At 46.5% G+C, this 9,202-nt stretch carries 8 protein-coding genes; 1 reads left to right on the top strand and 7 read right to left on the bottom strand.

What is annotated here, in order from left to right:
* Nucleotides 1-86: 86 nt before the first annotated feature.
* The 5 genes from tnpA to ACQ661_RS12370 form a co-directional block, all read right to left on the bottom strand.
* Entirely contained in the window at nucleotides 87-380 is a 294-nt protein-coding gene (gene tnpA, locus ACQ661_RS12390) for an IS66 family insertion sequence element accessory protein TnpA (RefSeq protein ID WP_055022508.1), read from the bottom strand.
* A 408-nt stretch (nucleotides 381-788) separates the two neighbouring features.
* Entirely contained in the window at nucleotides 789-1,115 is a 327-nt protein-coding gene (locus tag ACQ661_RS12385; RefSeq protein WP_258306652.1) for a hypothetical protein, read from the bottom strand.
* A 139-nt stretch (nucleotides 1,116-1,254) separates the two neighbouring features.
* Nucleotides 1,255-1,722 (bottom strand): Cys-tRNA(Pro) deacylase, encoded by a 468-nt coding sequence (gene ybaK, locus ACQ661_RS12380; RefSeq protein ID WP_034732384.1) that lies wholly within the window; start codon nucleotides 1,720-1,722, stop codon nucleotides 1,255-1,257.
* Between the two features lie 260 nt (nucleotides 1,723-1,982).
* Nucleotides 1,983-3,317, bottom strand: coding sequence for a ferredoxin reductase family protein (locus ACQ661_RS12375; protein WP_153827407.1), 1,335 nt, complete (start codon nucleotides 3,315-3,317; stop codon nucleotides 1,983-1,985).
* A 526-nt stretch (nucleotides 3,318-3,843) separates the two neighbouring features.
* Nucleotides 3,844-5,430 (bottom strand): winged helix-turn-helix domain-containing protein, encoded by a 1,587-nt coding sequence (locus ACQ661_RS12370; protein WP_431668553.1) that lies wholly within the window; start codon nucleotides 5,428-5,430, stop codon nucleotides 3,844-3,846.
* Between the two features lie 157 nt (nucleotides 5,431-5,587).
* Between ACQ661_RS12370 and ACQ661_RS12365 the strand changes: the two genes are divergently transcribed.
* Nucleotides 5,588-7,027, top strand: a complete 1,440-nt coding sequence (locus ACQ661_RS12365) for a serine hydrolase (RefSeq protein ID WP_431668551.1) — start codon at nucleotides 5,588-5,590, stop codon at nucleotides 7,025-7,027.
* Between the two features lie 277 nt (nucleotides 7,028-7,304).
* Here ACQ661_RS12365 and ACQ661_RS12360 read toward each other — a convergent pair whose 3' ends face one another.
* Entirely contained in the window at nucleotides 7,305-8,093 is a 789-nt protein-coding gene (locus tag ACQ661_RS12360) for a hypothetical protein (protein ID WP_431668550.1), read from the bottom strand.
* A 295-nt stretch (nucleotides 8,094-8,388) separates the two neighbouring features.
* Nucleotides 8,389-9,171, bottom strand: coding sequence for an NERD domain-containing protein (locus ACQ661_RS12355; RefSeq protein WP_431668549.1), 783 nt, complete (start codon nucleotides 9,169-9,171; stop codon nucleotides 8,389-8,391).
* Between the last annotated feature and the right edge of the window lie 31 nt (nucleotides 9,172-9,202).

Below are 9,202 nucleotides of genomic sequence, written 5' to 3'. Positions count from 1 at the left end.
GACAATGGCACTGAGGCCATTGATACTTTTCCGAAAATCAACCGGCTGCTTATACAAATAAATCGCCGAAGGTTCTACGAACATTTTCATGCAGCAAGCGACTTCACTAACTGCGCCAACCAATGTGGCTCAACGTGCAGCGGCAAGGTAAGTGCTAGGCCGCCATAATTTAGCGTCAGTGAATGATGGTTCGTCTGCATCACTTGTTGCGCTTGCACAAAACCGTTATCGTTTTGTTCGAGCAGCTCACGACGACGCTTGCTAAAGTATGCTGGGTTTAAATCTCGTTCTGTACAAAATGCTGCTTGGGTTTGACCGCTTTGCTCAAATGCTTCGAACAGCTCAAGCCACTGAGCATGGCTGCGATGGGTACGACTCATAAATCACCTCGTTAGTTGAAACGTGGTGATAAATTAGGCCATCTGCAAAAACATGCCTAGGTGTGGTTGCTGTTACGGTTACGACAGTTCGGTGCGATAATATATTATTGTGGGCGTTAAGTAGCAAAATTATCATGAGGTCATGATGAGGGACATACTGAATTAATGCGGTATAGCCATAATCGGTACTCCCTCCCATTTGAATTACCGTGTTACCGTTTATTTCCGTCTGCGCGAGGCGACCCAGTAACCAGCGATCGTTCGCTTTCGTGAACGCATCATTCAGCGAATTTTCAGGTAAAAAGCACTAGGTCCTGCTGAAGGTTATTGAGGTCTGCTTCGTGCCAGGAGCGGACGTTAACGCGGAGCGCGCCGGCACACTTTAGTGCCTCCGAGTTACGCGAATTGTTATAAATTTTCTCGGACAAACTGCTCAACGCTGAGATGCCGTCCCTTGCTTTGGTAATGTCCATCTAAGGCATAGGCCATCTTTTCCAGCGGAGCGTTGTTATACCCAAAATATTGAATCTCTCGAATGTAGCGCTCGATGAAACCTTGAGGAGCGAGCTCTCGCCACTGCAACACATGAACCAACTCGTGGAAGTGAACCCGAAGCTCGTTTGCAGCCTCTTTCTTTATGTAATAGGTATCATTGTAGGTAATACCTGCTACGTCCATGTCGACCAGCGTACGGCTAAGCCCAGGCACACCGCCAGCACCAGGCCTGTTACCCACAGATTCTGCTGCGAAGGCATTTTGTCTGACACCTCAGCGAATACTGGGAAAGGTAACAGTAGTAACAAGGTAAGTCTTCGGAGCATGTTCTTCCTTAAATAATTCAATGACCCAGCGCAACTGACTGACTCCATGAAGTTTACTGACACAGTTCCGCGAACTTCCCATTTAACAGCGTTTTTAAGTCGCTCGGGCTCAGCTCCAGATCGACCCCTCGGCGACCGGCGCTAACAAAGATTGAAGTATGGCGATCCGCCGATATATCAATGACCGTTCTCAGGCGTTTCTTTTGACCTAGTGGGCTGACCCCGCCCAGAACATATCCTGTCGAGCGTTCTACATCAGATTTTGTAGCCATCAGAGCACGTTTAGCGCCAAGCGCTTTTGCCGCAAGTTTGAGGCTAAGCCTGGATAGCACGGGAATAATGGCGACAGCCAATTCGCTGTCATCAAGACACACCACCAGGGTTTTAAATACCTGCTCTGCAGGCGCACCCAGTTTCTCTGCCGCTTCAGCACCATAAGACGACACCGACGCATCATGAACGTACTCATGCACTGTGTGCCCTATTTGATGTTTCTTAGCTATATTAATTGCAGGAGTCATTATTGTGCGCTCACCTAAAATCCTAAGTCAATGCCGTGCTTATGGCGATTCGCCTGGCTTTTTTCGTCATCAAACTCGAAAATGTTCATGAGTATAAATTATTCCTTTTTTTACTCATTTGGCAAGATAGCTAGAAAGGAGTGGCTGCTAACGTTTGAATTCACCGGTGCTGCGCGGCTTTATCGCGCAGCGTCCGGTGGAATGATGGGTTGGGCATTCAGTGGATAAACCTCATCGGATAAGCTGCATTAGGGCTGCCATCAACGCATCTGAAACAGTTCTTGATGGAAACGCTCTGGTGGCAGGCCGTGGGCGAGGAAGTCCTCGCGCAGCGCCTGACCAAACCTCGGCGGGCCGCAGAACCAGATGCTGGCGGACTGCCATTCCGGAATGACGGCACGGATGCGCTCGCCATTCAATCGTCCATCCTTGCCATCGACCAGCAGGTGCAGACGCACGCTTGCAGCTTCGGCATCTGCCGTGAGACGGTCGATGGCGGCCTGATCGAACTCGGCAGTCGGATGAAAGAGATCAATCGTCTTTGCGTCCGGGGTGGCGGCGCGTTGCTTGAGGCGGGCGATAAACGGCGTGATGCCGATGCCCGCACCCACCCAAATCTGATGTGGCTGCGCATCCTCGAAGTCGAAACAGCCGTAAGGGCCTTCCACCGTAACCGGCATGCCGATCTTCAATCTTTCCCGCAAGCGGCTGGTGTGGTCGCCCAGCGCCTTGGCGATGAAGACGAGCCGACGGTCAGCGGGGTTCCAGGCGGAGGCGATGGTGTACGGATGCGCGCCTTCGTTTTTGTCCGAGGTGACGAAGGCGAACTGCCCGGCGGCATGGCCGCGCCAGCCGTCCTCTAGCACGACGGCGGTCTCGAGCACGCGCAGCGCGGGATAATCGATCAGACCCGCGATGGTTCCCGTAACCTTGCGGCCGGTGCCGATCCGCCCCGTCAGGGTCAGCAGCGCGGTCACGGTGCCGCCCAGCAGCAAGGCCGCCATTAGCCAGCCGACCGGCTGCGTCCAATACTCCACCTTGGTGAGCACGGCGGAGTGATAGGCCAGGGCAAGGTAGGCGACTGCGATCCATTTGTGGGTTTTGACGAACCAGTGGTAGGGGAAGCGCTTGACCAAAGCCAGAACGATCAGCACGACGGCGGCGTAGAACGCCCATTCGCCGACGGATTCGGCAAACCCCCGCTGGCTGCGCAGCCAGCCTTCGATGTTGCCGAGGGTTTCTCCGGCCACCGGTTTGCGCGCGGGCTTTTCCAGCCAGCCCCAACCCACCATCCATTTGGTGCCTTTTCCCCACCACCAGTGAACGATGGCGACCACCAAGGCGGCGATGCCCAACCACTTGTGCAGGCGATACATCTTGTCCAGCCCGTCCAGATGCGGCTCCAGCCATTTCGGGCGCAGCGCCAGCAGCATGGCCACGCTCATCAAGCCGATGCCGATCACCCCGCTGTACTGCATGAACACGGTGCGAAACGAGAAGTACGTGAACGGCTCGGGCAACAGCGTATCGGCGGCGAGCCATAGCGCAGTCAGCAGTAGCAGGACAACCAGAAGTGAAACCTTAATGCGCTTCATGGATCATCTCCGATGCAATTTCGTATGTAGCCCAACATTTGTATATTGTGCGTGCGCGTTTAGCAACTCGTCCAATTGATGGTTTTCAGCTCTTAACTTACTGAGCAAGCAGGCATTCCTAACTTGAAAGAATCCGAGTTAGCAAAGGCAATTTGAGCATGCTCAGTTACACTCTACCGATCGCACAATATCCAACTTTTATTTTTTTGTTATGTCATTGACAGTAAACGACTTAAATAAAAAACACAACAGCAAAACGCGCAATATTCCCAAAGTGAATGTGCCGTGCATCGCTAGCGACACCGACACTTACTAATAACGGGCGGCTAGTCACTAGTTGGATTAGGCCGAAAATCATAAGGTCTGCTTTTCGCTCATAGCAGACCACAGAATTGCCCTGTCAGGCGGCTTCGTGCCAGGAGCGGACCTTGACGCAAAATAACGGTGCAGCATCAGAATAGACTCTGCATAAACGAAGTCATTCTTAAGTTCAATAAACTCAGTATTGAAAAGTCCAGAGATCTCACTACGTTCGCGGTGGAATACGCTTCGGCATTTTATCCTTGTTCTTCGATTCAATTAGATTCAATAATTCATTAAATCGATGCGAAGTTGTGATGCTTGAATTTATCGGCAGGTGAGTGTACCGATAAGTCGTTGTGAGCCCCCCAAATATAGCAGATTCAAACTTGTTCGTTGCCTCGGTACCTTTATCATTAATTAATAGCACTATCCCTTCCAGAAAAGTAAGTTCTGCCCACTGGTCCCCATCTAACTTGAGCTTTGCAATTTGCTCACCCAACTTGGATAATTCTGAACGGTCTTTTTTGAGTGCCGCAAAATAGACTGCTGCTGGAAGGTAATACCGTCCGCCTAAGCTTGATGCTGCGGAAAATTCATCAATCGCTTCTTCAATTTGATTGTCGATCAAGAGTGCTATACCCAGTAACCAACGAGCTTGCTGCGAATTCTGTTGTTTATGAATCACGTCGCGTAACACCGAAATTGCCTCTACATGTCTTCCGCTTTCTAGTAAATACTCACTAAAAAGTAGGCGAGACATTAGAAAGCCAGGATCTATATTTAACGTTTTACTGAATTGCTCTTCGGCAGCGTAGAAGCGATATGATTGACGGTATAACTCTCCAAGGATTGCGTTAGTAAATGGGTTACCAGGATCGAGTTCAACTGATAAGATTGCAAGCTTATGCGCTTTAATAAAGTGACCTAACTGGATCTCTACAAGTGACGCATAGGCTGGAATCTCACCCCAACTAGGTTCAATTTGACGCGCAAGGTTGAATGAAGCAATTGCATTTTCATATTGTCCGGACAAATAGTAGGCAAGCCCGAGAGCTTTATGACCCCAAGCCAAGTCGTCATTAATTTGTACGGCTTTTTCCGCATGCTTTTTCCCTAGTTCCAACCAGGCTTTATCCTTTCCATAGTGCCAATAACCTCGAAGATAAGCGTCGCTCAACCCACTGTGGCTTGAAGCGTTCTGAGGCTCTCTATTTATCGCATCTTGATACAATGAAATCGCCGTATCGTTGTCTTTTTCTGTAAATTTCAAATAGCTCTGAGCCGCTTGATAATCGAGAGCTTCGCTTATTTCATTAGGTGGATTCTCGTTTTCATGGTGAAAGAGAACGAATGAACTCATTCCTATTGCAAGTACTCCAAAGCTTGCTACTAACCATATAGGTAAGCGAGATACTAATCGTTTGATTGAATAGTAGGTGGCTTGGAAATCGCCAATATCATTGTATGCGCTCTCTGAGCGCTTAATTTTTCTTACCGTTGCAACGCACCTATATCCCATTCCACGTTCGGCGACAATGTACTTGGGTTCAGAATGATTATCAGCTATCGAGTCTCTCAAGCGAGATATTCGCTTCTTAAGATTCTCATCGGAGACAACTCTGTCTTTCCAAACGGCTTTTATAAGTTGGTCATGAGGCACGATCTCAGGAGCGTGTTCAACAAGCTCCAGCAGTAATCGATAGGACAGTTCTGGTAAAGAAATATCGTCTCCATTTCTTATCACCTTCTTATTTAAGGGATCTAGAATCAGGTCGTTCCCTACCTTAAAGACATCCATCACTAACTCCACCTTGAGCTGCTAATTATTTGATTTTAAATGTTTTTCATCGATTGGTCACCATAAGTCACCAAAAAGGACCATTAAAGTCATGTTTCCTTTCTCATGCTCAGGTAAGTTTTTCAGAGAAACGAAAATATTATCTCATTTTGAACGACTAAGGATGATTATGTATATAAAATTATTAAGTATTCCTGCCCTACTCCTAATAAGTGCCTTTGTGGGAGCAACTGAAATCAAGACCTCAAAGTTAGATGCTTTTGTTGAGTCTTACGCCGAAAATGATGAATTTAATGGCTCAGTATTAGTTTCTTATCAAGGTGAAGTGTTGCTAAAGAAAGGTTACGGCTATGCCAATATGGAATGGAAAATCCCCAACTCTGTGGATACAAAATTTAGAATAGCCTCGACAACCAAGCCTCTTACAGCGGCACTGATTTTAAAATTAGTCGAAGAAGAAAAAATAGATTTAAGTCATTCAATCAGTGATTACTTACCGGGCTATCGCAGTGATACCGGCGGTAAAGTAACTATTCATCAGCTCTTAAATCATACATCAGGGATCCCAAACGTGTTCAGTCATCCAGACTTTAGAAATATAGAAGCGAATAACCCTTATACCCTAAATGACTTTATTTCAAAGTTTTGCAGTGGAGACCTGAAGTTTCAGCCTGGTAGCCAGTTCAGCTATAGCAATGCTGGCTATTCCATTTTGGGTAAAATAATCGAGCAAGTGACCGAGTTAAGCTATAAACAAGCTTTGCAGGATTATATTTTCAATCCGCTAAAGATGCATAACAGCGGGGATTCTTACTCTGGCTATGTTGTTCCAAAAAGTGCTAAAGGGTATGAGAAAACGTTAGCAGGACTGAAACCGGCAAAGAATATTGATATGACTGTCACCTATGCTGCGGGTTCTATTTATTCAACGGTCGGAGACTTATATCAGTTTAGCGAGGCCTTGTATTCAAATCAGATATTTAGTGAAGCACTAAAAAAGAGAGCTTTTACAGAGTCGCCTCATCGGAATTATGGTTATGGCTGGTTGATCACTGAACTACCAAAGGAAAAGTTCGGTAAAAAGCTCACTCAGATACATCACCCGGGTATGATGCCTGGTTTCAATGGTGACGTAATTCGCATAATTGAAGATGATATTACAATTATTATCCAAAACAACACTGGAGGCGCACCACTTCGTGCTCTGACAGAAGGCATTTTGAACATTATTTATGAACGCCCGGTTGTTTTTGCAAAAAAACAAATCGAAGATGAGCTCTACTCTAAGCTACGCCAGGATGGAATCGAGGCTGCGATAAAGTCATATATGCAACTTCAGAAATCGAACAAGGGTTTCAGCGAACGTGGCTTAAACTATTTTGGTTATCAACTGATGGAAGTTGAAGAAATAAATGCAGCGATCGCTTTCTTTGAGCTCAATGCAAAACAACACCCTGAGTCTTCAAATGCCTTTGACAGTCTCGGAGAAGCCTATCTTGCCAACGAAGAATTTAAGAAAGCCCTAATAGCATATGAAAAATCACTTTCGCTAGATGAGCACAATAAAAATGCATCTGAAGCAATCGATAAGATAAATGAATCACTATGAGCCGCCATTAAATAATTAGAAATACTAAATTTATATTTAGTATGAACCAAGAGCTATTATAGTTCTTGGTTCAAGTTGCCCGCTTCAAAGGAAATGCCAGCCTGTAAAACCAACGTCTGCTGTTCGCTCATTGCTGTCCTTACGCCTAGGTCTTAGGACTGCTGGGTGCCAAGAGCGGACGTTAACGCTCGCATTGGCGGCTGGTTTGGAGCGCGGCGGAAAACCAGTCCGGTGGAAGCCCGTAAGGGCCGGAACGAACTTGAATGACTGGTTATGCTCAAGCACTTGGACCATGCTGTTTTGGCCCATGCCAGTCGAATGCTTCCAATGTCTGTTGCAGAATATTTTGAAGCCTCTCCATTGATTCCGGTGACACATCAACCTCCCCATAATGACCGTCAGCCATTGTTGAGCCATATTTGGAGCCATTAAGGGAGTTGAGAATAAGCACACCTCCGTTGGGGGCGCTTATCATATTGTTTTCAACTGGCTTCAGATCCAGAGGCTTCGGGTTCCTTCCAGCACCAAGGCCACGCGATCTATCCTCCAAGTGCTGAGCGCTGTTCCTTACTCCTCGAAGATCGGGAAATGCTTCGCCTACCTGGCCATGCAGCTCTGCAACGATTTCCGGCACACCGTCTTCTCTTGATAAAACCCCAAGGAACTTGTCAAATGAATCAATAGCGTAGAGAAAGGCTCGAGCGTATATGAAAGGTAAATTGTGCTCGAATTCCCGTGGTTGAAATCCATTCGACCATTTTTCTCTTTTGAACCGGACTTCGGTTTTAAAATTGATCTCATCCCACTGCTCGTGCCCCGGAAACCCACCGTACTCTTGCTCTATTTCCCGCCTAATCTCACTCCTTCGTTGGGCATCTCGTTCCCAGTTTTCAGGGTCAGCGACTGAGGGGCAGACAGATCTGGCTTCAGTAAACAAGTTCAGTGCAAAATTTGCCTCAAAATATTGTGATTTGAGTGATTGCAGCAGATTTCCGATTTTCCACGACCAATCCCGATCTTCACTTTCGAGCCATGTTCCAGGGGTTACGATTTCAAACACATACATTGCATATACTCCTAAGAGCATAACGCCCGCAGCACGGGCAAGATTGTAGCGCACCGGGAATTTTGTCCCCGTGCCTGCGATTGTTAGGATTGCCCATCGAACAAATCTGTGTCGCCTATAACTTTAAAATTCCGAGGATCAACTAGATATGCCGACCGAGGGGTTACATGAAGGTCACCATAGCATTTAACTGGAAGCTTGGGCTTATGGGCTTTGACAGCGCTTCACATCACCTGCAACCAAAAGCAGAGCGAGGAACGAGCGGCGCTTTTGGTTGTCCGAGTGTATGTGATTGTTATGTGACATTCATGATTCCTCTGCATTGAGGAAACATTGTACAACCCCAGAATTTCTTACCGATATTTTGACCTTTCTTGGTTTCTCGCAGAACCATTTCACTATCGCATTTTGGGCAACTCGGGACATTTCTATTTTCTTTTTCGGACACGATATTCTTTACGTGTCTAACATGCTCGCGATTTGTTCTAAATGATGGAGTAAGCCTTCCCTGTTCTATTTGTTTCACGATTTCTATTACTTGTGATTCGCTTAGAACTGGCGTTTTCTTTGATTTGATATACCTCGCATAGCCTCCGCCATAGGTCACATTTTCAGGCATTTCTGTTTTAAATGTGCTGTCACCTACAAAAACAATCACCGAATGTACTTGCTGCTCATTTAGGCCCAACAATGACTCAAGGGTTTTTACATGCTTATAGTTCTGACGCAATGGATTCTGAAATTTGTTTGAATGTTTATAAATCTTCTGAGTCCATGTTTTCTGGTTGGGGCCCCCAAATATCCAGCCTTTCATATTTTTTGTTTCAACAACGAAAACGCCAAATTCAGAAACGATGATGTGATCTATCTGTGTGCTTCCATCTTCTGTTGGCAGGGTTACGTTCTTGATCAGTTGGTACTTTTCTTTATCCAGTAAAAACTTTGCTGATAAATTGACGATAAACTCGCCAACAACGCCTTTGAACCAAGGTGATTTAAGAACTCCAGCGAGAATCGCAATTGGTATAAGATACCAAAGCGCACTGACTATTTGATTGACGACTGGTGAAAAATCCATTCTACGATCTCGCTTTATTCACATAACGCCG

The sequence above is a fragment of the Pseudidiomarina sp. WS423 genome (assembly GCF_050750165.1).
GTDB lineage: Bacteria > Pseudomonadota > Gammaproteobacteria > Enterobacterales > Alteromonadaceae > Pseudidiomarina > Pseudidiomarina fusca.
The sequence above is the reverse complement of the archived record's forward strand: the minus strand, read 5'-3'. Positions and strand labels throughout refer to the sequence as shown.

Excerpts from the sequence above, each read along its gene's own strand:
- ACQ661_RS12355 (WP_431668549.1), bottom strand. The coding sequence starts at position 9,171 with ATGGATTTTTCACCAGTCGTCAATCAAATAGTCAGTGCGCTTTGGTAT.
- ACQ661_RS12360 (WP_431668550.1), bottom strand. The coding sequence starts at position 8,093 with ATGTATGTGTTTGAAATCGTAACCCCTGGAACATGGCTCGAAAGTGAA.
- ACQ661_RS12365 (WP_431668551.1), top strand. The coding sequence starts at position 5,588 with ATGTATATAAAATTATTAAGTATTCCTGCCCTACTCCTAATAAGTGCC.
- tnpA (WP_055022508.1), bottom strand. The coding sequence starts at position 380 with ATGAGTCGTACCCATCGCAGCCATGCTCAGTGGCTTGAGCTGTTCGAA.
- ACQ661_RS12375 (WP_153827407.1), bottom strand. The coding sequence starts at position 3,317 with ATGAAGCGCATTAAGGTTTCACTTCTGGTTGTCCTGCTACTGCTGACT.
- ybaK (WP_034732384.1), bottom strand. The coding sequence starts at position 1,722 with ATGACTCCTGCAATTAATATAGCTAAGAAACATCAAATAGGGCACACA.